The sequence below is a fragment of the Mycobacterium sp. NPDC050551 genome, assembly GCF_040674075.1.
Taxonomy (GTDB): Bacteria; Actinomycetota; Actinomycetes; order Mycobacteriales; family Mycobacteriaceae; genus Mycobacterium.
On sequence record NZ_JBFARC010000002.1, the window covers coordinates 692,886 to 716,106 of the forward strand.

At 70.3% G+C, this 23,221-nt stretch carries 29 protein-coding genes and 1 riboswitch; of the genes, 14 read left to right on the forward strand and 15 right to left on the reverse strand.

Features of this window, described 5'->3' with window-relative positions; genetic code table 11:
- Positions 1–1,287, reverse strand: coding sequence for an MFS transporter (locus AB0K11_RS10020; protein WP_364975375.1), 1,287 nt, complete (start codon positions 1,285–1,287; stop codon positions 1–3).
- 1 nt (position 1,288) lies between these two features.
- Positions 1,289–2,002, reverse strand: a complete 714-nt coding sequence (gene pdxH, locus AB0K11_RS10025) for a pyridoxamine 5'-phosphate oxidase (RefSeq protein WP_364975377.1) — start codon at positions 2,000–2,002, stop codon at positions 1,289–1,291.
- Positions 2,003–2,093: 91 nt separating this feature from the next.
- Here pdxH and AB0K11_RS10030 point away from each other — a divergent pair, with 91 nt between their 5' ends.
- The 3 genes from AB0K11_RS10030 (at position 2,094) to AB0K11_RS10040 (ending at position 4,410) form a co-directional block, all read left to right on the forward strand.
- Positions 2,094–3,221, forward strand: a complete 1,128-nt coding sequence (locus AB0K11_RS10030; RefSeq protein WP_364975379.1) for a citrate synthase 2 — start codon at positions 2,094–2,096, stop codon at positions 3,219–3,221.
- Positions 3,197–3,829, forward strand: a complete 633-nt coding sequence (locus AB0K11_RS10035; RefSeq protein WP_364975381.1) for a maleylpyruvate isomerase family mycothiol-dependent enzyme — start codon at positions 3,197–3,199, stop codon at positions 3,827–3,829. Before AB0K11_RS10030 ends, AB0K11_RS10035 begins: the two co-directional genes overlap by 25 nt.
- Before the next feature lie 128 nt (positions 3,830–3,957).
- Complete coding sequence (locus tag AB0K11_RS10040; RefSeq protein WP_364975383.1) at positions 3,958–4,410, forward strand: VOC family protein; 453 nt, start codon at positions 3,958–3,960, stop codon at positions 4,408–4,410.
- Between the two features lie 31 nt (positions 4,411–4,441).
- Here AB0K11_RS10040 and AB0K11_RS10045 read toward each other — a convergent pair whose 3' ends face one another.
- The 3 genes from AB0K11_RS10045 to AB0K11_RS10055 all read right to left on the reverse strand — a co-directional run bounded on the left by AB0K11_RS10045 (position 4,442) and on the right by AB0K11_RS10055 (position 7,810).
- Positions 4,442–6,121 (reverse strand): FAD-dependent oxidoreductase, encoded by a 1,680-nt coding sequence (locus AB0K11_RS10045; protein WP_364975386.1) that lies wholly within the window; start codon positions 6,119–6,121, stop codon positions 4,442–4,444.
- Between the two features lie 18 nt (positions 6,122–6,139).
- Complete coding sequence (locus tag AB0K11_RS10050) at positions 6,140–7,156, reverse strand: diiron oxygenase (RefSeq protein WP_364975388.1); 1,017 nt, start codon at positions 7,154–7,156, stop codon at positions 6,140–6,142.
- A 192-nt stretch (positions 7,157–7,348) separates the two neighbouring features.
- Complete coding sequence (locus AB0K11_RS10055) at positions 7,349–7,810, reverse strand: CAP domain-containing protein (RefSeq protein ID WP_364975390.1); 462 nt, start codon at positions 7,808–7,810, stop codon at positions 7,349–7,351.
- Between the two features lie 186 nt (positions 7,811–7,996).
- Between AB0K11_RS10055 and serC the strand changes: the two genes are divergently transcribed.
- Together serC and sepH are read left to right on the forward strand one after the other, a co-directional pair.
- Positions 7,997–9,109 (forward strand): phosphoserine transaminase, encoded by a 1,113-nt coding sequence (serC, locus tag AB0K11_RS10060; protein ID WP_364975392.1) that lies wholly within the window; start codon positions 7,997–7,999, stop codon positions 9,107–9,109.
- 84 nt (positions 9,110–9,193) lie between these two features.
- Positions 9,194–9,988: a septation protein SepH gene (sepH, locus tag AB0K11_RS10065; protein WP_364975395.1), complete on the forward strand. Its 795-nt coding sequence runs from the start codon at positions 9,194–9,196 to the stop codon at positions 9,986–9,988.
- A gap of 4 nt (positions 9,989–9,992) precedes the next feature.
- Here the strand turns inward: sepH and AB0K11_RS10070 are convergent, their stop codons facing one another.
- The 3 genes from AB0K11_RS10070 to AB0K11_RS10080 form a co-directional block, all read right to left on the reverse strand.
- Entirely contained in the window at positions 9,993–10,265 is a 273-nt protein-coding gene (locus AB0K11_RS10070) for a DUF2537 domain-containing protein (protein WP_364975397.1), read from the reverse strand.
- 108 nt (positions 10,266–10,373) lie between these two features.
- Entirely contained in the window at positions 10,374–11,189 is an 816-nt protein-coding gene (locus AB0K11_RS10075) for an RNA methyltransferase (RefSeq protein WP_364975400.1), read from the reverse strand.
- A gap of 27 nt (positions 11,190–11,216) precedes the next feature.
- The gene (locus tag AB0K11_RS10080; RefSeq protein WP_364975403.1) at positions 11,217–11,648 is read right to left on the reverse strand and encodes a MarR family transcriptional regulator; all 432 of its coding nucleotides are present in this window, start codon (positions 11,646–11,648) and stop codon (positions 11,217–11,219) included.
- Between the two features lie 90 nt (positions 11,649–11,738).
- On the opposite strand from AB0K11_RS10080, the gene AB0K11_RS10085 reads away from it, so the two are divergent.
- Both AB0K11_RS10085 and AB0K11_RS10090 read left to right on the forward strand, forming a co-directional pair.
- Positions 11,739–12,005, forward strand: coding sequence for a DUF2530 domain-containing protein (locus tag AB0K11_RS10085; protein WP_364975405.1), 267 nt, complete (start codon positions 11,739–11,741; stop codon positions 12,003–12,005).
- Between the two features lie 25 nt (positions 12,006–12,030).
- Positions 12,031–12,483 (forward strand): SRPBCC family protein, encoded by a 453-nt coding sequence (locus AB0K11_RS10090; RefSeq protein ID WP_364975408.1) that lies wholly within the window; start codon positions 12,031–12,033, stop codon positions 12,481–12,483.
- Here AB0K11_RS10090 and AB0K11_RS10095 read toward each other — a convergent pair.
- On the reverse strand, positions 12,480–13,259 hold the full coding sequence (locus AB0K11_RS10095) for a DUF3027 domain-containing protein (RefSeq protein ID WP_364975411.1): 780 nt from the start codon (positions 13,257–13,259) through the stop codon (positions 12,480–12,482). The two genes, AB0K11_RS10090 and AB0K11_RS10095, sit on opposite strands and share 4 nt — an antisense overlap.
- 184 nt (positions 13,260–13,443) lie before the next feature.
- Between AB0K11_RS10095 and AB0K11_RS10100 the strand changes: the two genes are divergently transcribed.
- Together AB0K11_RS10100 and AB0K11_RS10105 are read left to right on the forward strand one after the other, a co-directional pair.
- Entirely contained in the window at positions 13,444–15,021 is a 1,578-nt protein-coding gene (locus AB0K11_RS10100; RefSeq protein WP_364976733.1) for an MFS transporter, read from the forward strand.
- On the forward strand, positions 15,018–15,506 hold the full coding sequence (locus tag AB0K11_RS10105) for a DUF2771 domain-containing protein (RefSeq protein WP_364975414.1): 489 nt from the start codon (positions 15,018–15,020) through the stop codon (positions 15,504–15,506). Before AB0K11_RS10100 ends, AB0K11_RS10105 begins: the two co-directional genes overlap by 4 nt.
- Here the strand turns inward: AB0K11_RS10105 and AB0K11_RS10110 are convergent.
- Positions 15,503–16,507 (reverse strand): glutathione S-transferase C-terminal domain-containing protein, encoded by a 1,005-nt coding sequence (locus tag AB0K11_RS10110; protein WP_364975416.1) that lies wholly within the window; start codon positions 16,505–16,507, stop codon positions 15,503–15,505. The two genes, AB0K11_RS10105 and AB0K11_RS10110, sit on opposite strands and share 4 nt — an antisense overlap.
- Before the next feature lie 111 nt (positions 16,508–16,618).
- On the opposite strand from AB0K11_RS10110, the gene AB0K11_RS10115 reads away from it, so the two are divergent.
- The gene (locus AB0K11_RS10115; RefSeq protein WP_364975418.1) at positions 16,619–17,470 is read left to right on the forward strand and encodes a DUF559 domain-containing protein; all 852 of its coding nucleotides are present in this window, start codon (positions 16,619–16,621) and stop codon (positions 17,468–17,470) included.
- Between the two features lie 55 nt (positions 17,471–17,525).
- On the opposite strand, the gene AB0K11_RS10120 is transcribed toward AB0K11_RS10115, so the two are convergent.
- Positions 17,526–17,936 (reverse strand): cold-shock protein, encoded by a 411-nt coding sequence (locus tag AB0K11_RS10120; RefSeq protein ID WP_364975420.1) that lies wholly within the window; start codon positions 17,934–17,936, stop codon positions 17,526–17,528.
- A gap of 163 nt (positions 17,937–18,099) precedes the next feature.
- Here AB0K11_RS10120 and AB0K11_RS10125 point away from each other — a divergent pair, with 163 nt between their 5' ends.
- From AB0K11_RS10125 to AB0K11_RS10140, 4 genes are all read left to right on the forward strand, one after another.
- Positions 18,100–18,516: a YccF domain-containing protein gene (locus AB0K11_RS10125; RefSeq protein WP_364975423.1), complete on the forward strand. Its 417-nt coding sequence runs from the start codon at positions 18,100–18,102 to the stop codon at positions 18,514–18,516.
- Positions 18,513–19,568 carry a GTP 3',8-cyclase MoaA gene (moaA, locus tag AB0K11_RS10130; RefSeq protein ID WP_364975426.1) on the forward strand — a complete coding sequence of 352 codons (1,056 nt, stop codon included), beginning with the start codon at positions 18,513–18,515 and terminating at the stop codon, positions 19,566–19,568. Before AB0K11_RS10125 ends, moaA begins: the two co-directional genes overlap by 4 nt.
- Before the next feature lie 3 nt (positions 19,569–19,571).
- Positions 19,572–19,838, forward strand: a complete 267-nt coding sequence (locus AB0K11_RS10135; RefSeq protein ID WP_364975428.1) for a MoaD/ThiS family protein — start codon at positions 19,572–19,574, stop codon at positions 19,836–19,838.
- Positions 19,839–20,053: 215 nt separating this feature from the next.
- Positions 20,054–20,251: riboswitch (cyclic di-AMP (ydaO/yuaA leader) on the forward strand.
- Positions 20,252–20,260: 9 nt separating this feature from the next.
- Entirely contained in the window at positions 20,261–21,643 is a 1,383-nt protein-coding gene (locus AB0K11_RS10140) for a transglycosylase family protein (protein ID WP_364975430.1), read from the forward strand.
- Between the two features lie 6 nt (positions 21,644–21,649).
- On the opposite strand, the gene AB0K11_RS10145 is transcribed toward AB0K11_RS10140, so the two are convergent.
- Genes AB0K11_RS10145 through AB0K11_RS10160 form a run of 4 tightly spaced genes read right to left on the reverse strand, consistent with a single transcriptional unit; the run spans position 21,650 to position 23,219 of the window.
- Positions 21,650–22,078: a molybdenum cofactor biosynthesis protein MoaE gene (locus tag AB0K11_RS10145; RefSeq protein ID WP_364975433.1), complete on the reverse strand. Its 429-nt coding sequence runs from the start codon at positions 22,076–22,078 to the stop codon at positions 21,650–21,652.
- Positions 22,075–22,554 carry a MogA/MoaB family molybdenum cofactor biosynthesis protein gene (locus AB0K11_RS10150; protein WP_364975436.1) on the reverse strand — a complete coding sequence of 160 codons (480 nt, stop codon included), beginning with the start codon at positions 22,552–22,554 and terminating at the stop codon, positions 22,075–22,077. Before AB0K11_RS10150 ends, AB0K11_RS10145 begins: the two co-directional genes overlap by 4 nt.
- On the reverse strand, positions 22,551–22,979 hold the full coding sequence (gene moaC / locus AB0K11_RS10155) for a cyclic pyranopterin monophosphate synthase MoaC (RefSeq protein WP_364976735.1): 429 nt from the start codon (positions 22,977–22,979) through the stop codon (positions 22,551–22,553). The genes AB0K11_RS10150 and moaC overlap by 4 nt, the downstream gene beginning before the upstream one ends.
- A 51-nt stretch (positions 22,980–23,030) precedes the next feature.
- Positions 23,031–23,219, reverse strand: coding sequence for a hypothetical protein (locus AB0K11_RS10160; protein WP_364975438.1), 189 nt, complete (start codon positions 23,217–23,219; stop codon positions 23,031–23,033).
- Between the last annotated feature and the right edge of the window lie 2 nt (positions 23,220–23,221).

A 23,221-nucleotide genomic window follows, 5' to 3' on the forward strand; every position in this document is an offset into this window, starting at 1 on the left:
TCACAGTATGTCTGCTCTGGGCGTTTTCCCGGGTCGGTAGCGAACGAAGGACGGCGACAAGATCGCCGCCACCAGCACGCCGGCCACCACAAGGCCACCGCCGCCGGCCGCGGCGATCGTCGTGCCCACCGCGGCCGCCGCAGCTCCGTGCAGCGTGTCGGCCACCCGAGGCCCGCCCGCGACAACCACGACGAAGACGCCCTGCAGGCGACCGCGCACGTCGTCGGACGCCGCCTCCTGCAGGATGGTCGACCGGAACGCCGCCGACACCATGTCCGCCGCTCCCCCGACCGCCAGGAATGCCAGTGCGGCCCACAGCATTGCGCCGGCGCGGCCTTCCGCCAGCCCGCACGCCACGCCGAAGCCCACCATCGCCAGACCCCACACCACGATGGAGATCACCACCGCGTACCCCTGCCTGCCGATCCTCGGCAACCACCCCGAGAACACCCCGCCCAGCACCGCGCCCACCGACATCGCGGCGGCCAGCAGCGCCACGGTGGTGCCGCCCTCGACCGGGCCGCCGAAGCTCTCGTGCGCCAGTTGCGGGAACAGCGCCCGCGGCATGCCGAAGATCATCGCGATCAGGTCGACCACGAACGACATCAGCACCACCCGGTTGCCCGCCAGGTGGCGGAAGCCGTCCAGCACCGCACGCAGGCCCCATCGCGCGCCGCCCCGGGTTTCGCCGGCGGGCGGCATCGGCTTGAGCCGGAAGGTCGCCCAGATCGGCAGCAGGCACGTCACCGCGTCGATCAGGTAGAGCGTCGACAGGTCCACCCAGTGCAGCAGCACCCCCGCGAGGAGTGGGCCGACGATGGCCCCGAACTGGAACACCGTCATGTTCAGCGAGTTGGCGGCGGGCAACTGGTCGCCGGGCACCATCCGTGGGATGGCGGCCGCGCGGGTCGGCGAGTTCACCGCGTAGAACGCCTGCTGCACCGCGAGCAGGCACAGCACCAGCCAGACATTGTTCAGCTCGAGCGCGGCCTGCAGCCACAACAGCACCGACGCCGCGGCCAGCCCGCACGACGCGATCACCAGCAGCACCCGCCGGTCCATCGCGTCCGCCCACGCGCCGCCCCACAGCCCGAAGACGATGAGCGGCACCAGCGCGAAGAGGCCCGCCAATCCGACGTAGGCCGAACTCTGGGTGAGCGCATAGAGCTGTACCGGCACCGCGAAGATCGTCAGGTTCGCGCCGATGACGGTCGGGATGCCGGCCAGCCACAGCCGGCGGAAGTCGGGCGACCGGAGTGGGGCGGTGTCGGCGAAGAACCGCCGCACGCTAGGGCTGGAGCCGCTCGACGCGGACCCCGTCCGGGGCGAGGGTCACACGAATCCTGTTGTGCACCCGGTTCTCCCGGCCTTGCCAGAATTCGACGGTTTCGGGTGTGACGAGGTATCCGCCCCAGTTCGGTGGCACCGGCACGGTCTCGTCGGCGGCGAAGCGTTCGGTGACCTCGGTCAGCTGATCGAGCAGCGCGCCGCGCGAGGCGATCGGCTTCGACTGGTGCGACGCCCACGCCCCCAACTGGGAGCCTCGTGGCCGCTTCGACCAGTACTGCTCGGTGGTCTCCGGCGCCACCCGGGTGACCGTGCCGCGCACGTGCACCTGCCGCCCGAGCAGGTACCAGGGGAAGGTCACCGAGGCATACGGCGTCGACGCGAGTTGCTCACCCTTGTCGGAGTCGTAGTTGGTGTAGAACGTGATGCCGTCGCCGTCGACGCTCTTGCACAGCACCGTGCGGGTGACCGGGCGTCCCGCCGCGTCGACGGTGCCCACCACCATCGCGTTCGGTTCGGCGACGCCGGCCTGCTCCGCGTCGGTCAGCCAGTTCCGCAGCAGGTCAACCCAACCCGTGGCGGGGTCGGCGCCCAGCCAGTCGGCGTCCAGGTCCCCGCTGCCGTCCTTCTCCACCGATCCGTATTCCACGCGCATCCTCGCCAGGTGTTCGTTCGAGGCCCCGTCCGATCCGACGGCGTCTGACCCATCAGCCACCCGCACGACGCTACGCCTGGCGGGCATACCGCCGTGGCTGCGGTTACCGGCCGGTAGCGAGGGTCTCCGGCGGTGGTGCGAGAATCTGCTCATGACTGCCGCGTCAGGGCTGCCGGAGAACTTCGTCGAGGGACTCGAGGGCGTGGTCGCGTTCACCACCGAGATCGCCGAACCCGACAAGGACGGCGGCGCGCTGCGGTACCGCGGCGTGGACATCGAGGACCTCGTCACACAGAAGGTCACCTTCGGCGACGTCTGGGCGCTGCTGGTCGACGGCGAATTCGGCCGCGGACTCCGACCCGCAGAGCCGTTCCCGCTGCCGATCCACAGCGGTGACGTCCGTGTCGACGTCCAGGCCGGCCTGGCCATGCTCGCCCCGATCTGGGGCTTCAAGCCGCTGCTCGACATCGACGACGCCACTGCGCGCGACCAGCTCGCCCGGGCGTCGGTGATGGCGCTGTCCTACGTCGCCCAGTCCGCCCGCGGTATCTACCAGCCCGCGGTGCCGCAGCGCGTCGTCGACGGGTGCGACACCGTGACAGCACGATTCATGACCCGCTGGAAGGGCGAGCCGGACCCGCGGCACGTCGAGGCCATCGACGCGTACTGGGTGAGCGCCGCGGAGCACGGGATGAACGCCTCCACCTTCACCGCACGGGTGATCGCGTCGACGGGCGCCGACGTGGCCGCATCACTGTCGGGCGCGGTCGGTGCGATGAGCGGCCCGCTGCACGGCGGGGCGCCGGCCCGGGTGATCCCGATGATCGAGGAAGTGGAGAAGTCCGGCGACGCCGCCGCCGTGGTCAAGGGCATCCTGGACCGCAAGGAGAAGCTGATGGGCTTCGGCCACCGGGTGTACCGGGCCGAGGACCCGCGGGCCCGGGTGCTGCGCGGCACGGCGGAGCGACTGGCGGCGCCGCGCTACGAGGTGGCGGCCGCACTGGAACAGGCCGCGCTGGCCGAACTGCGCGAGCGTCGCCCCGACCGCGCGATCGAGACCAACGTCGAGTTCTGGGCCGCAGTGATCCTGGACTTCGCCGAGGTGCCCACCTCGATGATGCCGGCGATGTTCACCTGCGGGCGGACCGCCGGCTGGTGCGCGCACATCCTCGAACAGAAGCGGCTGGGCCGGCTCGTCCGGCCTGCCGCGGTCTACGTCGGCCCCGAACCGCGCGGCCCGGAAACCGTGCGCGGATGGGATCAGATCGCCCGCCCGTGACCGCCGATCAGGTGTTCTACAGCGCCGCAGAGAGTTTCGCCGAACTGGTGGCGAAGATCCCGGCCGGCGCGTGGGAGGGCCCCGGTCTCGGCGAATGGGATCTGCGCGCCCTCGTCGGGCACACCTCGCGATCGCTGACGACGGTGAGCACCTACCTGAAGACCACCGCCCGGCGGGAGGACCTGCGCGACCCGCAGGAGTACTACGTGTTCGCGCGGCGGTTCGCGACACAGGCCGGCGGCGCCGCGGTGCTGGAGCGCGGCCGGCAGGCCGGTCGGGACCTCGGGCCGGATCCCGCCGCGGCGGTCGAGGCGCTGGTCCGGCAGGTCCGTCGCGATCTCGACGGCGTCGACGACCGGTTGATCGAGGTGATCGGCGGACAGGGCATCCGGCTGTTCGCCTACCTGCCCACGCGCACATTCGAACTCGCCGTGCACGGCCTCGACATCGCCCGCGCCGTCGGCGTGGATCACCCGCCACCCGGCGACGTGCTCGGCGCCGCGGTACGGCTGGCCGCGGACACGGCCGTCACGCTCGGTGACGGCGAGACCCTGCTGTTGGCGCTGACCGGCCGCACACCGCTGCCCGCATCCTTTTCCGTCGTGTGAGACGTGCGCCGAGACGACGGTTGTTGACGGAATTTCGGCGAAAAGCGTCAACAACCGTCGTCTCGCGATGAGTCTTGGACCCGCCGCCAGTCAGCACGGATATCACTGACCCCGAAGGAGACATCCCCATGGCCATCGAAGTGCAACCCGCAGTGTCCCCGTCCCTGGTCGTCGACGACGCCGCGGCGGCGATCGACTTCTACGTCAAGGCCTTCGGGGCCACCGAGTACGGAAGGGTGCCCGGTCCGGACGGCAAGCTCGTGCACGCCGCGCTGAACATCAACGGATCGATGGTGATGCTCAACGACGACTTCCCGGAGATGACGGAGGGCAAGTCGATGACGCCCACCTCGCTGGGCGGCACGCCGGTGACCATCCACCTGACGGTCACCGATGTGGACGCCCAGTTCCAGCGCGCCGTCGACGCAGGCGCCACGGTGCTGTCCCCTCTCGAGGACGCGTTCTGGGGCGACCGCTACGGGGTGCTGCGCGACCCGTTCGGCCACTACTGGTCGATGGGTCAGCCCATGCGCGAGGTCAGCATGGAGGAGATCGAGGAGGCGATGAAGCAGCAGCAGTAGGCCGCTGCCATCTGCCGGTGAAAGATCCTCGCTAGCGCCACAATCCGGCCAGCAGCCGCTGATGGAGCGGCGGTGTCGGCGCGGCCGCGGCGGCGGCCAGCATGTCCTCGACCGAGGTGAACTTCACCCGCGGCCGGATATCGCCGCCGCGCGCGACCTCGGCCCTGTCGATCGCCTGCCAGCCCGCGGCGTCGACCGCGTCGGGCCGACGGCTGCGCACCAGCTTCCCCAGCGCGGACGGCGTGGCGGACGGCTCGGCGAGCGCACCGCTGTTGTAGTCGTCGACGAGGTGGTGCACGGTCTGCGCGGCACACGACTTGTTGGTCCCGATGAACCCGGTCGGCCCACGTTTGATCCACCCTGCGACGTAGGCGCCCCGCACCGGTTGGCCCGACTCCGGGTCGACCACCCGGCCACCGTCGTTGGGCACCACCGCGGCGTCGTCGTCGAACGGCAGGTCACGGATCGCCTTGCCGCGGTAGCCGATCGACGTCAGCACCAGGCCGGCACTCATCAGCCTGACCTCTTCGGTGCCGGTGACGGTGAACTCGACGCCGTCGACACGCAGGTCGCCGAGCACGCGCCGCGGGGTGAGGCGGTAGGCCAGCCTGATGCGCGGCCGCGTCGCCGGGGTGGACGCGTCGCCGAGCTTGCTCAGGATCTCGAGCTTGTTGCGGGTCAGCGGGTCGGTGGCGGTGCCGAGGTCGCGCCGCACGAGGTCGTGGTCGGCCGCGTCGAGAACCACGTCACAGGTCGCGGTCAGCCCGATCAACTCGGGCAGCGTGAAGGCCGAGTCGGCCGGTCCGCGGCGGGCGGCGATCACCACCTCGTCGATGCGTGAGGTGCGCAGCACGGCCAGCGCGTGATCGGCGATGTCGGTGGCGGCCAGGTGATCCGGGTCGGTGGTGAGGATCCGCGCGACGTCGAGGGCGACGTTGCCGTTGCCGATGACGACGGCGCGCCGGTGTCCGAGTTCGACTGGCAGATCGGCGAAGTCGGGATGGCCGTTGAACCAGGCGACCAGTTCGGTCGCGGTGGCGGTGCCGGCCATCCCCATGCCCTCGATCTCGAGGCGGCGGTCATTGGGCGCGCCGACCGCGTAGAGCACGGCGTGGTGGTGCTCCAGCAGTTCGGCGTGGCTCAGGTGGGTGCCCACCTCGACGTTGAGATAGAACGTGAAGCCGCGCAGCTGGGTCACGTTGTCGAAGAGCCGGGTGACCCGCTTGGTGCTCTGGTGGTCGGGCGCGACGCCCGCCCGCACCAGCCCGTAGGGCGTCGGCAGCCGCTCGAACATGTTGACCTGCACGCCCGGCTGGGTGAGCAGTTCGTCGGCGGCGTACATCGCCGCCGGGCCCGACCCGACGATCGCGACCTTCAGCGGTCCACTGCCCCGGCGGTGCACCTCGGGCGCCTCGAGCACCGGCGCCAGCTTCGACGTCGGAGGGAGTTTGCCCTCGCGTTCGGGGTAGAACGCCGCGTTGAGTTCGATGAACGGCAACTGCTTGTCGTCCAGCCGGGTGTCGGGGGCGATGGCGCCGACCGGGCAGGCGCTGACACACGCACCACAGTCCACACATGCGACCGGGTCGATGTAGAGCATCTCGGCGGTCGCGAAGCCCGGTTCGTCAGGCGACGGGTGGATGCAGTTGACGGGGCAGGCGTAGACGCAGGACCCGTCGCTGCAACACGACTGGGTGATGACGTGCGGCATAAGGGATTCAGGCTCTCGTCAGGCGGCCGCGACCACGTGCTGGCGCTGCGGTTCGCTGCGGTAACGGCTGGGGCGACCATCGATCCGGCAGAGCTTCCAGATCAGCTTGGCCACCGGGTTGATCAGCCCGGTGTCCTTGCAGAGCATCCGGACGTCGCCGAACATGTCGCGCAACATCTGCCGGGACTCCGGCGAGCGGAAGAACACCTCCTTGCGCACCGAGCGCGGGATGTCGAATTCCTTCCAGAACGCCTTCGGCGGAACGATGATGGCCGAGCACAGCACCCTCATCACCACCGGCACGTACAGCGACAACCAGAATCGCTTCATCCGCGACAGGTGCGGCACCCGCTTGCGCAGGTATTCGTGCGCGAACGAGATGTGGCGCGCTTCCTCCGCCACGTGAATGGCCATGACGCGCTCCATGATCGGGTGCAGCGTCTTGCCCTCGCGCAGCACGTTCTTCTGCGTGTGGTCGATCGGCTCCTCGCCGGCGAGGATGCCGAACCAGAACGGGATCGGCAGCGGCCCGGCGACGAGCGGGATGACGGGTTGTACCCACTTGAGCAGGCGCGGCATGCCCGGCACGTCGGCGCCAATGTGGTTCACCATCTCCTGGAACATCATGGTGTGGTTGCACTCTTCGACCGCCTCGTGCAGGCAGTAGCGGTACTCCGGTGAGCCGTTCGGCGTCCAGAACGAGTACTCCATCAGACCGCGGATGAGGATCGACTCGAAGTGCAGGCCGACCTTCGCCACGTTGGCCTGACGCCACATGCCGATCTTGATCTGCTGCTCCTGCGGTTGCGCCTGGTACCACGGGTGCCCGCCCAGCGGGTCCGTCGCCGGCAGCACCCAGCGGGTGTCGTTCTCGAAGACGGCGAACTCCGGGGAGTCCCAGTCGATGTCGGTGTACGGATTGAAGTTCCGCCGCACCGAGCCTTCGGACAGCGTGTTGAGCATGTCCACGTACTGCTGGTCGTCGCTGACGTCCATGTTGCGTCGCCAGCGCGTGATCGTGCGGGTCCGAGCCATTCGAAGCCTCCCTGAGAGGTTTACATTTACCGGCCTTGTGTACACAGTACCGCAGGTACCGGGTAAATGTCCATCCCCGTGCTGAGAGTTTGCTGAAGGTCCGCGCACCGCTTCAGCACACGGAGTACCCACACGGATCTTCGAGAAGACACACGCCGACGCGACCACGCCGACGGCTCAGGCGCCGGGCGGCTATTTGGTGCCGAACTCCCCGGCTGCGATCACCCGGTCACCGCTGCTCACCGACGAGAATCCGGCCTCGGTCATGCCGCAGTCGGTGATCACCGCCCGGTGCGGAGGGCTGTTCATCCACCAGTTCACCGCGTAGGCGGGGTCGTCGCTGTAGCCCGTGCTCCAGAAGACGACCTCACCGACCGCCGCGTACGGCGCATAACCGGCGTCGGTGACGCGCTGCACGACCGACGACCCGTCGGAACCGGTGTGGCTACGCACCCCGGACGCGAGCATGTCGATGGCGTGCCGGTTGGCGGCCGCGGTCAACTGCGCGTTCGGCGCGACGGGGCCGCAACCGTTCGCCGCGCGCGTGGCGTTGATCTGGCCCAGCAGTGCGCCACCTTGGTCACCATCGGCGTTGGCGGGCACCGCGGCAACCAGCGCCCCGGCGAGCGCCAGGGCCGCAGCGCAGACGGGCATCAGAACTGGTTTTCGATTTCCCCCACTGAAAATGCACCCCATGATGGGCTCCCAGCTGTCCGCCCCGACAGATCACAGTATGGACACAGGAGCGTGTCGCTCAAACCGCTTTTATTGACTTTTTAGTATTTTGTGCCGCCCTCCCCGGTAGGAGGCGCACAGGCGCTGGTCATTAGTCTTGACCGCATGGCCGAACTCACCATTCCCGCCGACCTGAAGCCGAAAGACGGACGATTCGGGTCGGGGCCGTCGAAGGTGCGCCCCGAGCAACTGCAGGCACTGGCCGCCGCAGGCGACCTGTTCGGCACGTCGCACCGGCAGGCCCCGGTCAAGAACCTCGTCGGCCGCGTCCGCGACGGGGTACGCCAGCTGTTCTCGCTGCCCGACGGCTATGACGTGATCCTCGGCAACGGCGGATCCACCGCATTCTGGGACGCGGCCGCGTTCGGGCTGATCGACAAGCGCTCACTACACCTCACGTACGGCGAGTTCAGCGCGAAGTTCGCCTCCGCGGTGGCCAAGAACCCGTTCGTGGGCGACCCGATCGTCATCAAGGCCGACGCCGGCAGCGCCCCCGAACCGCAGGCCGACCCGTCCGTCGACGCCATCGCGTGGGCGCACAACGAGACCTCGACCGGCGTGGCGGTGCCGGTGCAGCGGCCCGCCGACGCGGGCGACGCACTGATCCTGATCGACGCCACGTCGGGGGCGGGCGGGCTGCCCGTCGACATCGGCCAGGCCGACGCCTATTACTTTGCGCCGCAGAAGAACTTCGCCGGCGACGGCGGCCTGTGGCTCGCCGTCGTCAGCCCCGCCGCGCTCGCCCGCATCGAGTCCATCCATGCATCGGGCCGGTGGGTGCCGGACTTCCTGTCGCTGCCGATCGCGGTCGAGAACAGCGTCAAGAACCAGACGTACAACACCCCGGCGATCGGCACCCTGGTGTTGCTGGCCGACCAGCTGGAGTGGATGCTCGGCAACGGCGGGCTGGACTGGGCGGTCAAGCGCACCGCGGACAGTTCGTCACGGCTCTACTCGTGGGCCGACGCGTCGCAGTACGCCACCCCGTTCGTGACCGACCCGGCGCTGCGGTCGCAGGTGGTCGGCACCATCGACTTCAACGACTCAGTGGATGCCGCCGCGGTCGCCAAGGTGCTGCGCGCAAACGGCATCGTCGACACCGAGCCGTACCGCAAGCTCGGCCGCAACCAGCTGCGTGTCGCGATGTTCGCGGCCGTCGACCCCGACGACGTCAGCGCACTCACCGAGTGCGTCGACTGGGTGGTCGAACACCTCTGAGCACGCACCGCGTGTCTGGGCGGTAACGGGCGGATAACGCAGTAGGGTGACCTGCTAATCGGGCTCGTCCCGGAGGAGGTCGGTATGCGGGTACTCAAGGTCGTCGGTCTCGACGTAGACGGCCGCAGCATCATCTGCGAAGCGGACTCCGGCGACAAATTCATCATGGTCGTGGACGACCGGCTGCGTGCGGCCGTCCGTGGCGACAGAGTCGGTAGCAGCCAAACCCAGATCGATGTCGAGGTCACCACTGTGCTGAGTCCCAAGGACATCCAGGCCAGGATCCGGGCGGGCGCATCCGTCGAACAGGTCGCCGCGGCCGCCGGGGCGCCGCTCGAACGGGTGGAACGCTTCGCCCATCCGGTGCTGCTGGAACGCTCGCGCGCCGCCGAACTCGCCACCGCCGCGCACCCGGTCCTCGCCGACGGCCCCTCGGTGCTGACACTGCTCGAGACGATCACCACCTCGCTCGTCGCCCGCGGCCTCGACCCCGAGAGCACGACGTGGGACGCGTGGCGCAACGAGGACGGCCGCTGGACCGTGCAGCTCGGCTGGAAGGCCGGCCGGTCGGACAACGTCGCCCACTTCCGGTTCACCCCGGGCGCGCACGGCGGCACCGTCAGCGCCTTCGACGATGCGGCCTCCGAGCTGATCGATCCGGACTTCGCCCGCCCGCTGCGCGCAGTGCCGCTGGCCGAACTCGACTTCACCGAGCCCGTCGCCGCCCCCGCGCCCGCGCCGACCCCCGAGCCGCTCCCCGAGCCCGAGCCCGAGCCGGCCGTCGAGGCGAAGAAGCCGGCCCGCGCCCGCAAGGGCAAGCCGGCCGTGCCTGCGTGGGAGGACGTTCTGCTCGGGGTGCGCTCCAGCGGGCAGCGCTGACCGCTCAGCCGCCCAGCGTCAAAGCCAGCACCACGAGCCAGCCGACAGCCACGCCGACGCCGCCACCCAGCACGAACCACCGCCACACCGGTCGCGTGCGCCAGCCCCACACCGTCGGCGCCAGCCCGCCGACGGCGACCATGTTCAGCCCGACGGCCAGCAACGGGTGCACGCGCACCAGGCCGAGGCTGAGCACCATCACCGCCGCCGCGACCACCGCCGCGACGAACCCGGCCACCGTCAGCCCGGTGCCCCACGGCGTCGAATCGTCGGTCACGGTTTGTCCTCCCGGGTCGCTTCGCTCCTGCCCACCGGCCCGTCCTCCCGGGTCGCTTCGCTCCTGCCCACCGGCCCGTCCCCCCGGGTCGCTTCGCTCCTGCCCAATTTAACCTGCCGCCCTTGCCCGTTCGTAGAACGCCAGCGCCGCGGCAGTCGCCACGTTGAGGGAGTCGGTGCCACGCGACATCGGGATGCGCACGCGGGTGTCGCTGGCGCGCATCGCACGCTCGGTCAGGCCCGGCCCCTCCGCCCCGACCAGGATGGCCACCTTGTCGTCCGCCAGTGCGGGCATCGCCGCGGCGAGCGTCGCGGCGGCCGCATCGGGGGTCATCGCCAGCAGTCTGAAGCCGTTGTCGCGCAACAGGTTCAGATCGTCCGGCCAGGACGGCGCCCAGGCGTAGGGCACCAGCAGCGCATGCCCCATCGACACCCGCACCGCCCGCCGGTAGAGCGGGTCGGCACAACCGGTACCGAACACCACGGCATCGACGTCGAGCCCGGCGGCGTTGCGGAAGATCGACCCCAGGTTCTCGTGGTCGTTGACGCCCTCGAGCACCGCCACCGTGCGCGCGCCGTCGAGCACCTGGTCGACGGCGAGTTCACCGGGCCGCGACGCCGACGCCAGCACCCCCCGGTTGAGATGGAAGCCCACCACGGCGGCCATCACCTCGGCGTCGGCCCGGTAGTACGGAGCGTCGGTGCGATGCAGGTCGTCACCAAGTTCGGCGAGCCGGCGGTCGGTGCCGAGCAGCGCCCGCGGGACGAACCGCGATGCCAGCATGCGCTGCACCACCAGCACGCCCTCGGCGATCACCAGTCCCTTGCCGCTGGGCAGGTCGGGGCGACGGTCGACGCTGTTGAGATCGCGGAAGTCGTCGAGGCGGGGGTCGCCCGGGTCGTCGACGTCGATGACGGTGGCCATAACCGGGGTAGCTTCGCACCCGCGACCTCAGGCGCTTTCTTCGACCATCCCGGTCATCAGGTCGGCGGCGGACAACAGTGTCCTGCGCTGTTCCGGATCGAGTCGGGCCAGCCGGACCATCAGCCACTCCTGACTGGCGCGACGCTCGGCCTCGACGAGGGTGATGCCCGATGGCGACGCCGACACCAGCACCTGGCGTCCGTCCGTGGGATGGGCGCTGCGCTCCACCAGGCCCAACTCGGCCAGTGAAGCAATCACACGCGTCATCGACGGCGGCCGGACACGTTCCCGGTCAGCTAACGCCCCCGGGGTCATCGCGCCCTCCTTGGCCAGCGTCGACAGCGCAGACAACTGCGACAGCGAAATCCTGGATTCCGCCCGGCGGAAGCGCAACTGCCGAGCTAAACGCACTACGGCAAGCGACAGGTCACCGGCCAACTGCGCGTCCTGGTCTTTCACATGGCAAAGAGTACCCAGCACGCAGCAATCCCACAGCTAATCCGTCGGGGGTGCGTCGCGAAACGCCTGAATCGGATAGATTCGGCGTCGATGCCTGCAGACAGCTCGCCCGAACCCGACGCGCGGCAGCCCCCGGCGCTGCCGGCGAGGCTGCTCGATCCGCGGCCGGTCATCGCGCTGATCGCCGCCGGTTGGCTGATCGTGACGGTGCTGGCGTTCACGCTCCCAGCACTGCACGACTGGCGGCCGATCGCCATCGCCGGCCTCGGCGTCGGCGTCTTTGGCACGTCGCTCTTCCTGTGGCAACGTCACGCTGTGCGACGCGGTGCCCGCGGCGCACAGAGCGGGCTCACCTGAGCCGGCCCGGAGACGAGGAGACACGGTGGCCGCACCGCTGTTGCAGGCAGAGATCGACATCAACGCACCGGTGAGCCGGGTGTGGGAGCTCGTCTCCGATCTCGAGCGGATGCCGCGCTGGAGTCCGCAGTGCCGCTGGACCAAGCGACTCGGGCCGCTGCGGCCCGGAACCCGCGCGGTCAACGTCAACCGGCGTGGCCGGCTGGTGTGGCCGACCACCAGCACCATCACCGCACTCGTCCCCGAGAAGGAGTTGGCGTTCCGCGTCAACACCAACAACACGGTATGGCGCTACCGACTCGAGACGGTCGACGGAGGCACCCGCCTGACCGAGACCCGGCACGTCGACAACGGCGTCAAGGCCCTGCCGAACGCAACGGTCAACGCGCTGTTCGGCGGGGTCCCCAGCTTCGAGCAGGAGCTCGTCGAGGGCATGAAGCAGTCGCTCGCCCGGATCAAGGCGGCGGCGGAAGCCTAGTCGCGGTCGGCGACGTCGAGGACGCCGTCGTCGAACGGTTCGTAGAGCGGTGAACCCGTTCCCGGCGGCGGCGGGGTGTCCGAATGGGCCCCGCAGCCGTACTCGGCGTCGACCACGTGACCGTCGGCCGCCAGTTCGTTGGCGCACACGCCGAACGTCACCCCGAGCGCACCCGAGAGCGGCAGGTAGAACCCGCACTCGCGGCACACCCGGCGGGTCGATCGGGCCATCGACGAGGCGGGCCCGTGATCACCGTCGTGCCAGCGTTGGGCGGCCTCGACGCGGCCCCAGTCGCTGAGCACCTGCTTGCGGCCCAGCCCGAGCTCGAGCGCGACCTCGTCGACCTCCGGGTCGCCGCTGGCGACGTAGCCGGGCACCAGCCGCGGGTCGTCCGCGGACGGGGCGAGCAGGTCACCGGGACCCAGGTCGCCCGGCCGGACACGTTCTTCCCAGGGCACCCACCTCGGCGCCAGCAGCGCCGTCGGACCGGGCACCAGGACGACCTCGCTGATGGTGGCGTGATCCGCGCCGGGGTAGCCGGCCACCACGACCGCCCACTGCCAGCCGCGGTAGCTCGGCAGGTTCGCCAGGAAGCGGTGCGTCGCCGCCGCGGGGTCTTCGAAGGACGCGCCGAGGTACTCACCGACCGCATCTGCGCCGGCGAACTCCTCCAGCGCAGTGCGCGCCTGCTCGACGGCGCCCGTCAACACCGACTCCAGATCGGCGGTGGACTGCCCCAGCGGGAGCGTTGCACCCTGCTCAGCGGCTTCGGTCATGCTTTCCATCGCCCCCCATAGTGCCTGAGTCCGATGCCTCGGGGCCACACCGGTTGCCATGGCGGGCGCAGTCGGCGCCATGAGGGACAATCGTGGCGTGACCGGAGGGCGGCGGGACGACAGCGCGCGGGACAGCGGCCGCTACTACCCGCCCCGCCCCGCGGCAGGCGCCGACCATCCCGGCATGGCCAACTACCCCAGCGACGGCGTGGACCACCGCAGGCAGCGCAGGCAGTCGATGCCCAGCTCGAACCGGTGGCTGCCGCCGCTCGACGAGCAGGAGACCACCGCCGGTTACCGGTACGAACGCGACCCCGGCGTCGGAGCCGGTGCCGGCGAGCGGGTCACGGTCACCCGCGCCGCCGCCGCGCGCAGCCGCGAGATGGGGTCGCGGATGTACGGACTGGTGCACCGCGCCGCCACCGCCGACGGTGCCGACAAGTCCGGGCTGACGGCCCTGACCTGGCCGGTGGTCGCCAATTTCGCCGTCGACGCCGCGATGGCCGTCGCGCTCGCCAACACATTGTTCTTCGCGGCCGCCTCCGGCGAGAGCAAGAGCAAGGTGGCGCTGTACCTGCTGATCACGATCGCCCCGTTCGCCGTCATCGCACCGCTGATCGGTCCGGCGCTGGACCGGCTGCAGCACGGCCGACGCGTCGCGCTGGCCGGTTCCTTCCTGATCCGCACGGCGCTGGTGATCGTGCTGATCGCGAACTACGACGGTGCCACCGGTAGCTTCCCGTCGTGGGTGCTCTACCCCTGTGCACTGGGAATGATGGTGCTGTCCAAGTCATTCAGCGTGCTGCGCAGTGCGGTGACGCCACGGGTGTTGCCGCCCAGCATCGACCTGGTGCGGGTCAACGCCCGGCTGACGATGTTCGGTCTGCTGGGCGGGACGATGGCCGGCGGCGCCGTCGCAGCGGCCGCCGAGTACCTGTTGGGTCTGGTCCACCTGCCCGGCGCGCTCTACGTTCTGGTCGCCGCGACCGTCGCAGGCGGTGTGCTGGCCATGCGGATCCCGAAGTGGGTGGAGGTCACCGAGGGTGAGGTGCCCACGACGCTGAGCTATCACGGCGGCAGCGACGACCTGCGTCGCCGGCCGGCGGGCGGGAAGGCCCGCGCCGCCCGGCAGCCGCTGGGCCGCAACATCATCACGTCGCTGTGGGGTAACTGCACGATCAAGGTGATGGTCGGGTTCCTGTTCCTCTATCCCGCATTCGTCGCCAAGTCGCACCAGGCCAGCGGCTGGGAGCAGCTGCGCATCCTCGGGCTGATCGGCGCGGCCGCGGCGATCGGCAACTTCGCCGGGAACATGACCAGTGCCCGGCTCAAGCTCGGTCGCCCGGCGCAATTGGTGGTGCGCGCCGCGATCGCCGTGACGGCGATGGCGCTGGCCGCCGCCGTGACCGGCAATCTGCTGGTGGCTGCGGCCGCGACCCTGGTGACCTCAGGCGCCAGCGCGATCGCCAAGGCGTCGCTGGACGCCTCGCTGCAGGACGACCTGCCCGAGGAGTCACGGGCCTCGGCGTTCGGTCGTTCGGAGTCGCTGCTGCAGTTGGCGTGGGTGGCTGGCGGCGCGACGGGGGTGCTGATCTACACCGAACTGTGGATCGGCTTCACCACCATCAGCGCCGTGCTCATCCTCGGCCTGGCGCAGACGATCGTGAGCTATCGCGGTGAGTCGCTGATCCCGGGCTTCGGCGGCAACCGGCCGGTGCTGGCCGCGCAGGAGGGCCGTCGGACCGACATGGTGCCCGAGTGAAGCGCGCCGCGGCCGTGCTGGCGGCCGTCGTCGTGCTGACGACGGCGGTCACCGCCGCCCTGGTGTGGCGGGCTACCCGCGACCACGGCCCGGAACTGCCTGAGGTGAGCGCATATTCGCGTGGCGCGCTGACCCGGGTCGGGCCGTTCCAGTACTGCCGGGTGCTCGACCTCAACGACTGCGAGCGGGCGGGGGTGCAGGGCGAGCTGCGGGTGAACGACCGCGACCCGGTGCAGCTGTCGGTGCCCGCCGCGATCGCCAAAGCGCCGTGGCGGCTGCTACAGGTCTACGAGAATCCGGTCGACACCACGGTTTCGGTGTTCCCGCGCGACAGCCGGCTGGCGGTCACGATCCCCACCGTCGACCCGCAGCGCGGCCGGCTGACGGGCATCGCGGTGCAGCTGCTCACCCTCGTGCAGGACGAGACCGGCGAGGTGTTCGACGTCCCGCACGCCGAATGGTCCATCCGCACGCAGTGGCCCTAGAGCGGGGTGTGCCCTGCCGGCACCCGCTCGCCCTCGCGCGTCGGCCCCGGTGGTGTGCCGTCGCCGAACGGTCTGCCGCCAAGCGCTTCCCGGCCGTGCGGGGTGAGCCAGTCGCCGAGCTCGGGTCCCTTGGGCACCACCTTGGTCGGATTGATGTCGGTGTGCACGATGTAGTAGTGCTGCTTGATCTGCACGAAGTCGACGGTGTCGCCGAACCCCGGGGTCTGGAACAGGTCGCGGGCGTAGGCCCATAGCACCGGCATCTCGGTGAGCTTGCTCCGGTTGGTCTTGAAGTGGCCGTGATAGACGGGGTCGAACCGGGCCAGCGTGGTGAACAACCGCACGTCGGCCTCGGTGATGGTGTCGCCCAACAGGAATCGCTGGTTCTCGAGTCGGTCGGAGACCCAGTCCAGCGCGGCGAACAGCCGGTCGTAGGCCCGGTCGTAGGACTTCTGTGACCCGGCGAAGCCGCACCGGTACACACCGTTGTTGATCTCGGTGTAGATGCGCTGGGCCACCTCGTCGATCTCGTCGCGCAGCGGCTCCGGGTAGAGCTGCGGGGCGCCGTCGCGGTGGTGGGCCGTCCATTCGGTGGACAGGTCGAGGGTGATCCGGGGGAAGTCGTTGGTGACCACCTGCCCCGTCGGTACATCGACGATGGCGGGCACCGTGATGCCCTTGGGGTAGTCGGGGAACCGCTGGAGGTACGCGTCGCGCAGCCGGGGGATCTTCAGCACCGGGTCGACGCCGCCGGGATCGAGGTCGAAGGTCCAGCTGAGGTCGTCGTGCGTCGGCCCGCAGAAGCCGATGGACAACGCGTCCTCGAGGCCGAGCAGCCGCCGCACGATGATGGCGCGGTTGGCCCACGGGCATGCCCGCGCCACGATCAGCCGGTAGCGGCCCGGCTCCACCGGATAGCCGTCGCGGCCGTCGGCGGTGATGCGGGTCTCGATGTAGTCGGTGTCGCGGTCGAACTCGCCACCGCTGGCGACGTAACTCATGGCTCTGATCTTCCCTGCCGATACTGAACTTATGCGCGAAGTTTCCGCGGAATGGCGGACACAAGCGCAGATTCGCCGGAACGCATGTTCGGAGAACTACGTCGAAACGGCATGGATCCTTTCGTCGGCACCGAGGCGCTGGCCGCGGGATTGACCAGATATGCCCTCAGAACCCGGTTCGACCGCGTGTTCCGCGGCGTGTACACATCCAAGGGAGCGTCACTGACAGCGGTCGACAAAGCCGTAGGGGCGTGGTTGTGGTCGGGGCGACGAGCAACGGTGGCCGGCGTCTCGGCCGCGGCTCTGCACGGGTCACTCTGGTTGGACGCCCATTTGCCTGCCGAACTCAACCAGGCGAGTCAGCACAGGACAGCGGGCATCGTCCTGCACGCCGATGCATTGGCGCCCGACGAAGTGACCAATGTTCGCGGAATCCCCGTGACCACGCCGGCCCGCACCGCCTTCGACCTCGGCCGTCGAGGCGACCTCGCCACCGCGGTTGTGCGGCTCGATGCGCTGATGCGGGCCACCGGCGTGAAGTCATCCGACGTCGACGCGCTCGCCGAGCGACACCGGGGGGCCCGGGGGTTGATGCAGCTCCGCGAGGCTCTCGAGCTGGCCGACGCCGGAGCGGAGTCACCGCAGGAAACGCGTGTCCGCCTCCTGCTGGCCGGCGCTGGGTTGCCGACGCCGCACACTCAGGTCGAGGTGCACGACCGGCACGGCTACTTCGTCGCCCGCCTCGACATCGCCTGGCCACAGTGGAAGGTCGCGGTCGAGTACGACGGAGTGCAGCACTGGACCGACGGCAGACAGCGCACCCGCGACATCGACCGCCACGCCGAACTCGAGGCGCTGGGGTGGCGGATCATCCGTGTCGGCGCCGACATGCTGCGCAACCGGCCCCGCGTCATCCTCGAACGCACGCGCCGGGCACTGCTGGCTGCGGGGTGTCCAATCTGAGGCTTTGTACGCGTTCTCGGTGAAATCCCGACCACGAGCTCAGATTCGGCGCGGGCTACTGGTCGAGTTCACTCGCGACGGCGCGCACCACCTCGGACACCCGGCGGGCGACCTTGCGGTCGGGGTAGCGACCTTTGCGCAGCTCGGGCTGCACCGCACCCTCGAGCAGCGTGATCATGTCCTCGACCATGCCGTGCAATTCGTCGGGCGTGTGCTTGTGCTCGGGACGCTCGGCTTCGCGCCGGGTGCGGCTCAGGCTCGGCGGCGGCTCGAGCACCTTGACGCTCAACGCCTGCGGACCGCGCCTACCCGCGGCGATGCCGAACTCCACCTTCTGGCCCGCCTTGAGGCCTTCGACTCCTGCGGGCAGCGCCGAGGAGCGGACGTAGACGTCCTCGCCCTCTTCCTGCGACAGGAAGCCGAAGCCCTTCTCGGTGTCGTACCACTTAACCTTGCCGGTCGGCACTGCCCTCACCCGCTCGTCTCGAAAGAACACTCACTGATACACAAGAAAGCGTCCCGCTTGCGCCGGGACGCGTCGAGTGGTGATCCTACTCGGCCCGCACCCGCGGGTTCATCCTGTTTGTCGGTAGTCTGGAATCTCCGCTGAAGGAGAAGAAGCAGCTGACATGCGATTGATCCTGAACATCATCTGGTTGATCTTCGGCGGCCTCTGGCTGGCCCTGGGGTACTTCCTCGCCGGCATCATCTGCTTCGTCCTGATCATCACCATCCCGTTCGGCTTCGCGGCATTCCGCATCGGGGTCTACGCGTTGTGGCCGTTCGGCCAGACGGTCGTCGACAAGCCCGGCCCGCGGCCCGGAGCGCTGGTGGGCAACATCATCTGGCTGATCGTGGCGGGCATCTGGCTGGCGATCGGCCACCTCGTGAGCGCCGTGGCGATGGCGGTGACGATCATCGGCATCCCGCTGGCGCTGGCCAACCTGAAGTTGATCCCCGTCTCGCTGTTCCCGCTGGGCAAGGACATCGTGCCCGTCGACGCGCACAACGACCCGTGGAGCAGACCGGTGCGAGCCGCCGCATGACGGTGGTCGGTCTCGGACTCCCGACGGTGCAGCGTCCTCTGACGGGGATGCCCACCGCCGGACCGCTGGTGGACACCTTCGGCCGGATAGCGACCGACCTGCGGGTGTCGCTGACCGACCGGTGCAACCTGCGCTGCACGTACTGCATGCCCGCCGAGGGGCTGGACTGGCTGCCCGGCGACGAACTGCTCACCTCCGAGGAACTGGCCCGGCTGCTGCGCATCGCCGTGACGAAGCTGGGTGTCACCAGCGTCCGCTTCACCGGCGGCGAGCCGCTGGTGGTGCGCCACCTCCACGAGGTGGTCGCTGCGACGGCGGCCCTGCGGCCCCGGCCCGAGATCGCCGTGACCACCAACGGCCTCGGCCTCGGCCGGCGTGCCGACGAGCTCAAGCGGGCAGGGCTGGACCGGGTGAACGTGTCACTGGACACCGTCGACCGGGCCCGGTTCGCGGCCATCACCCGCCGCGACCGGCTCGACGACGTGCTGACCGGCCTGGCGGCGGCCAAGGCCGCCGGGCTGACGCCGGTGAAGGTCAACGCCGTCCTCGATCCGGTCGGCGGGCGGGACGACGCCGTCGCGCTGCTGCGGTTCTGCCTCGAGAACGGCTACCAGCTGCGCATCATCGAGCAGATGCCGCTGGATGCCGAACACCGGTGGCGCCGCGGCGAGGCCCTGGAGGCCGACGACGTGCTCGCCGCACTGCGCCGCGAGTTCACCCTCACACCCGACCCCACCCCGCGAGGTTCGGCCCCGGCGCAGCTGTGGCGGGTGGACGGCCGCCCGGACGCCACGGTCGGCATCATCGCCTCGGTCTCGAAGGCGTTCTGTGCCGCCTGTGACCGCACCCGGCTCACCGCCGACGGTCAGGTGCGCAACTGCCTGTTCGCGACCGCGGAGACCGATCTGCGGCAGTTGATGCGCACGGGTGCCGACGACGACGCGATCGAGCAGGCGTGGCGCACCGCGATGTGGGCCAAGGCCGCCGGGCACGGCATCAACGATCCGGACTTCGTGCAGCCCGACCGCCCGATGAGTGCGATCGGCGGCTGACGCGTGTCGGCCACGACGACGGTGCGGGTGACCGTCCGATACTTCGCTGCTGCCCGAGCCGCGGCGGGCGTCGAGGAGGAGCCGCTCGAACTCGCGGCGGGCACCACGGTGGCAGCGCTGACCGACGTCCTCAGCGGGCGCGGGGAGGACCTCGCCCGGGTGCTCGCGCGCTGTTCGTATCTGGTGGACGGCATCGCCGTCCGCGACCAGACGATCGCGCTGCGGAACGCCCAGACAGTGGACGTTCTTCCACCCTTTGCCGGCGGATAAGCGTGATTTACATCACATAACGAAATGGTCACAAACTGTCACAGACGCGCTGAGCGGCGGGTGAACGCCGGAAAACGTCGCGTCAACCTGGCGGTTTAGAGCCCGTTTAATATTTGCCAAGGGGAGAAACGCCGAGGTCGGCAGAAGGTGACGGGATCGCGGAGAGCCGTTACCTTCTCTTCCAGGCCGATCGACCCACATCAGTCGGCTCGCCTCGTTCGACAGCGCCGAGCTCCATCCGTCGGAAGAGGGACCACGACCCACCTGGATGGAGGCGGGGGACCCACCGGTCCACCGAAGGACCTGGAACCGCTTGCGGTTCCTTGGGGTGAAGCCGGCGGATCTCCGCCGGCCGGGTGACCTCTCAGACCCGAACCCGACAGCTGACCTCGCGGGCGCTCACGAGAGGACCTATCGCACTTATGAGTGGACGGCATCGCAAGCCCACCAAACCAGCTGTCAGCGTCGCCAAGATCGCCTTCACCGGCGCGGTGATCGGCACCGGTGGCCTCACCCTCGCGGGCCAGGCCAACGCCGCCACCGACGGTGAATGGGACCAGGTCGCATCCTGCGAGTCCGGCGGCAACTGGGCCATCAACACCGGCAACGGCTACCACGGCGGCCTGCAGTTCTCGCCGAGCACCTGGTCCGGCCACGGCGGCAGTGAATACGCCCCGTCGGCGTTCCAGGCCACCAAGGAAGAGCAGATCGCCGTCGCCGAGCGCGTCCTGGCCAGCCAGGGCAAGGGCGCATGGCCGACGTGCGGCAAGGCGCTGTCCGGCGCCACTCCTCGCAACGTGCTCGACGACGCGCTCGACGCCGTCGGCCTGAACGGCCAGCTGCCGCCCCCGCCGCCGTTCAACCCGTTCGCTCCCCCTCCGCCGCCCGCGCCCGCGCCGCTGGCCGCACCGCTGCCGCCGCCTCCGCCGGCTCCCATGCCTCCCCCGCCCCCCGCGCCCGCGCCGTTCGACGCGCTGGCCGCCCCCGCGCCGGCACCCGTTCCTCCGCCGGCTCCCGCCCCGCCGCCGCCCGCCCCGGTCGACCTGATGGCCGCGCCGGCTCCGGCTCCTGCGCCGATACCGCCCCCGCCTCCCCCGGGCAACTCGCTCAACGGTGTGCCGCTGGTCGCGCCGCTGCCGCCCGCGCCCCCGGCCGCAGACGTGCCGCCGCCCGCCCCGGAGACCGTGGTCACCGCCTCGAACTGGGACGTCGCCCCCGCCGCCCCCGACGCGCCGCAGACCTGGTCGCTGCACAACGGTGCTCCGCTGCCGCTGCAGCCGGTCCCGCCGGCTCCTGCGCCGGCACCGGCACCCGCACCGGGTGTCGTCGCCGCGCCTGCCGCCCCGGCACCGGATCCGATGGCACCGCTCAACGCGGTGAACATCCCGCAGCCGATGTTCGACGCGGCCAACGAGGCGATGACCGGCGGCGTGCCCGCCGGCCTGCCCGCCGTTCCCGGCGACCTGCCGGCCATGGCCCAGGGGATCCCGCACCTGGCCAGCCCCGAGAACCTGCCCCCGGGCGCGGCGCTGGCTCCGACGGGCCCGCAGCAGAGTCCGAACGTGACGTACCTCAAGGAAATCTGGCACGCGATCCAGACGCAGGACATCTCCGGCCAGGACGCGCTGCTGGCACTGACCCAGCGGCCGCTGACGACGCCGGACACCCCGGGTGGCCCGCCGCCGAACGCGCCGGTCGGTGCGCCCGTGAATCCGGCGGCCGCGCCCGCTCCGCTGGGTGCGCCTGTTCCCGCACCGCTGCCTGCACCGGCCCCCGCGCCTGCTCCGGTTCTGCCGCCGGCCTGATCGCCGTCAGGCGGAGTTGACCCACTCGTCGGAGCCGTCGCCGAAGAACTGGTGCTTCCACACCGGTAGCCGGTCCTTCACGGCGTCGACGAGCCGGGCACAGGTCTCGAACGCCGCTCCCCGGTGGTCGGCTGCCACAGCGGCCACCAGGGCGGCGTCGCCGATCGCCAGCGGCCCGATCCGGTGACTCACCGCGATCGCACGCACGCCGTGACCCGCCGCGGCGAGCTCGGCGGCCACCTCTTCGAGCACCTGCGCCGCTGTCGGGTGGGCGGAGTACTCCAGTCGCCGCACCGTCCGGCCGCCGTCGTGGTCGCGGACCACACCGGCGAATCCGACCACCGCCCCGGCTGATTCGTGCGCGACGAGATCCTCGTGACCGGAGAGGTCGATCGGATCCTCGGTGAGTTCGGCCCGCAGCACGATCGCCGTCATCGCGGATGGTCCTTCCCGACGAGTTGGTCCAGCGCGTGGTCGAGCACCCGGTCTAGCACTGCGAGCCCGTCCTTCACCCCGCCCGGTGAGCCGGGCAGGTTGACGATCAACGTGCGGCCCCGCACCCCGCACACGCCACGGGAGAGCACCGAGGCGGGCACCTTGTCCTCGCCGGCCCGCCGGATGGCGTCGGCCAGGCCGGGTATCTGGTAGTCGACGAACTCGGCCGTCGCATCGGCGGTGCCGTCCGTGGGTGAGATGCCGGTGCCACCGGAGGTGACGATGACGTCGACGTCCTCGCCGTGCGCCGCGGACAGCGCCGTGGCCACGTCGCGGCCGTCGGGAACCACCACGGGTGCGGGTGTGCCGATGCCGCGCTGTTCGAGCCAATCCACGATGAGCGGGCCCGTGCGGTCCTCGTAGACGCCTGCCGCGGCCCGGGTCGACGCGATGACGACCCGGGCGGTGCGCGTCACGGGTTGGTCCACTCGCCGGTCTTGCCGCCCTCTTTGTGCAGCACCCTGATGTCGCTGATGCGCGCGGCGCGGTCCACCGCCTTGATCATGTCGTAGAGCGTCAGCGCGGCCAGGCTCACCGCGGTGAGGGCCTCCATCTCGACGCCGGTGCGGTCGGTGCTGCGGACCGTGGCGGTGATCACGACGCGGGCGTCCTCGACGTCGAAGTCCACGTCGACCCCGGTGAGGGCGAGCTGGTGGCACAGCGGAATGAGGTCGCTGGTGCGTTTGGCCGCCATGATCCCGGCGATCCTCGCGGTCGCCAGCGCGTCACCCTTGGGCAGCCCGCCGGCGGTGATGAGGTCCACGACGTCGGGGCGGGTGTGCAGCACCCCGGTGGCCACGGCGGTGCGCCGGGTGGCGTTCTTGGCGCTGACGTCGACCATGCGGGCCGCGCCGGACTCGTCGAGGTGGGACAGCTCCCCGCCGGTCACCGGTTACTTGTTGACGACGGTGACGGGATGCGTGTACGGCAGCTGGTCGGCCGGCAGCGGAAACACCAGATCACCGAACGGGGACAGCGCCCCGGTGCGATCCGTCGCCAGCTCGCTGACCGCGTGCTCGTCGCCCTCGAGGTGCGCCGGCCAGCCGTTGTCGACGTATTGCTTCTTCTTCTTGTCAGCCACGT

Coding starts and splice junctions, on each gene's coding strand:
- AB0K11_RS10030 (WP_364975379.1), top strand. CDS start 2,094: ATGACTGCCGCGTCAGGGCTGCCGGAGAACTTCGTCGAGGGACTCGAG.
- AB0K11_RS10035 (WP_364975381.1), top strand. CDS start 3,197: ATGGGATCAGATCGCCCGCCCGTGACCGCCGATCAGGTGTTCTACAGC.
- AB0K11_RS10040 (WP_364975383.1), top strand. CDS start 3,958: ATGGCCATCGAAGTGCAACCCGCAGTGTCCCCGTCCCTGGTCGTCGAC.
- AB0K11_RS10045 (WP_364975386.1), bottom strand. CDS start 6,121: ATGCCGCACGTCATCACCCAGTCGTGTTGCAGCGACGGGTCCTGCGTC.
- AB0K11_RS10050 (WP_364975388.1), bottom strand. CDS start 7,156: ATGGCTCGGACCCGCACGATCACGCGCTGGCGACGCAACATGGACGTC.
- AB0K11_RS10055 (WP_364975390.1), bottom strand. CDS start 7,810: ATGCCCGTCTGCGCTGCGGCCCTGGCGCTCGCCGGGGCGCTGGTTGCC.
- serC (WP_364975392.1), top strand. CDS start 7,997: ATGGCCGAACTCACCATTCCCGCCGACCTGAAGCCGAAAGACGGACGA.
- sepH (WP_364975395.1), top strand. CDS start 9,194: ATGCGGGTACTCAAGGTCGTCGGTCTCGACGTAGACGGCCGCAGCATC.
- AB0K11_RS10075 (WP_364975400.1), bottom strand. CDS start 11,189: ATGGCCACCGTCATCGACGTCGACGACCCGGGCGACCCCCGCCTCGAC.
- AB0K11_RS10085 (WP_364975405.1), top strand. CDS start 11,739: ATGCCTGCAGACAGCTCGCCCGAACCCGACGCGCGGCAGCCCCCGGCG.
- AB0K11_RS10095 (WP_364975411.1), bottom strand. CDS start 13,259: ATGACCGAAGCCGCTGAGCAGGGTGCAACGCTCCCGCTGGGGCAGTCC.
- AB0K11_RS10100 (WP_364976733.1), top strand. CDS start 13,444: ATGGCCAACTACCCCAGCGACGGCGTGGACCACCGCAGGCAGCGCAGG.
- AB0K11_RS10110 (WP_364975416.1), bottom strand. CDS start 16,507: ATGAGTTACGTCGCCAGCGGTGGCGAGTTCGACCGCGACACCGACTAC.
- AB0K11_RS10115 (WP_364975418.1), top strand. CDS start 16,619: ATGGATCCTTTCGTCGGCACCGAGGCGCTGGCCGCGGGATTGACCAGA.
- AB0K11_RS10125 (WP_364975423.1), top strand. CDS start 18,100: ATGCGATTGATCCTGAACATCATCTGGTTGATCTTCGGCGGCCTCTGG.
- moaA (WP_364975426.1), top strand. CDS start 18,513: ATGACGGTGGTCGGTCTCGGACTCCCGACGGTGCAGCGTCCTCTGACG.
- AB0K11_RS10140 (WP_364975430.1), top strand. CDS start 20,261: ATGAGTGGACGGCATCGCAAGCCCACCAAACCAGCTGTCAGCGTCGCC.
- AB0K11_RS10145 (WP_364975433.1), bottom strand. CDS start 22,078: ATGACGGCGATCGTGCTGCGGGCCGAACTCACCGAGGATCCGATCGAC.
- moaC (WP_364976735.1), bottom strand. CDS start 22,979: ATGGTCGACGTCAGCGCCAAGAACGCCACCCGGCGCACCGCCGTGGCC.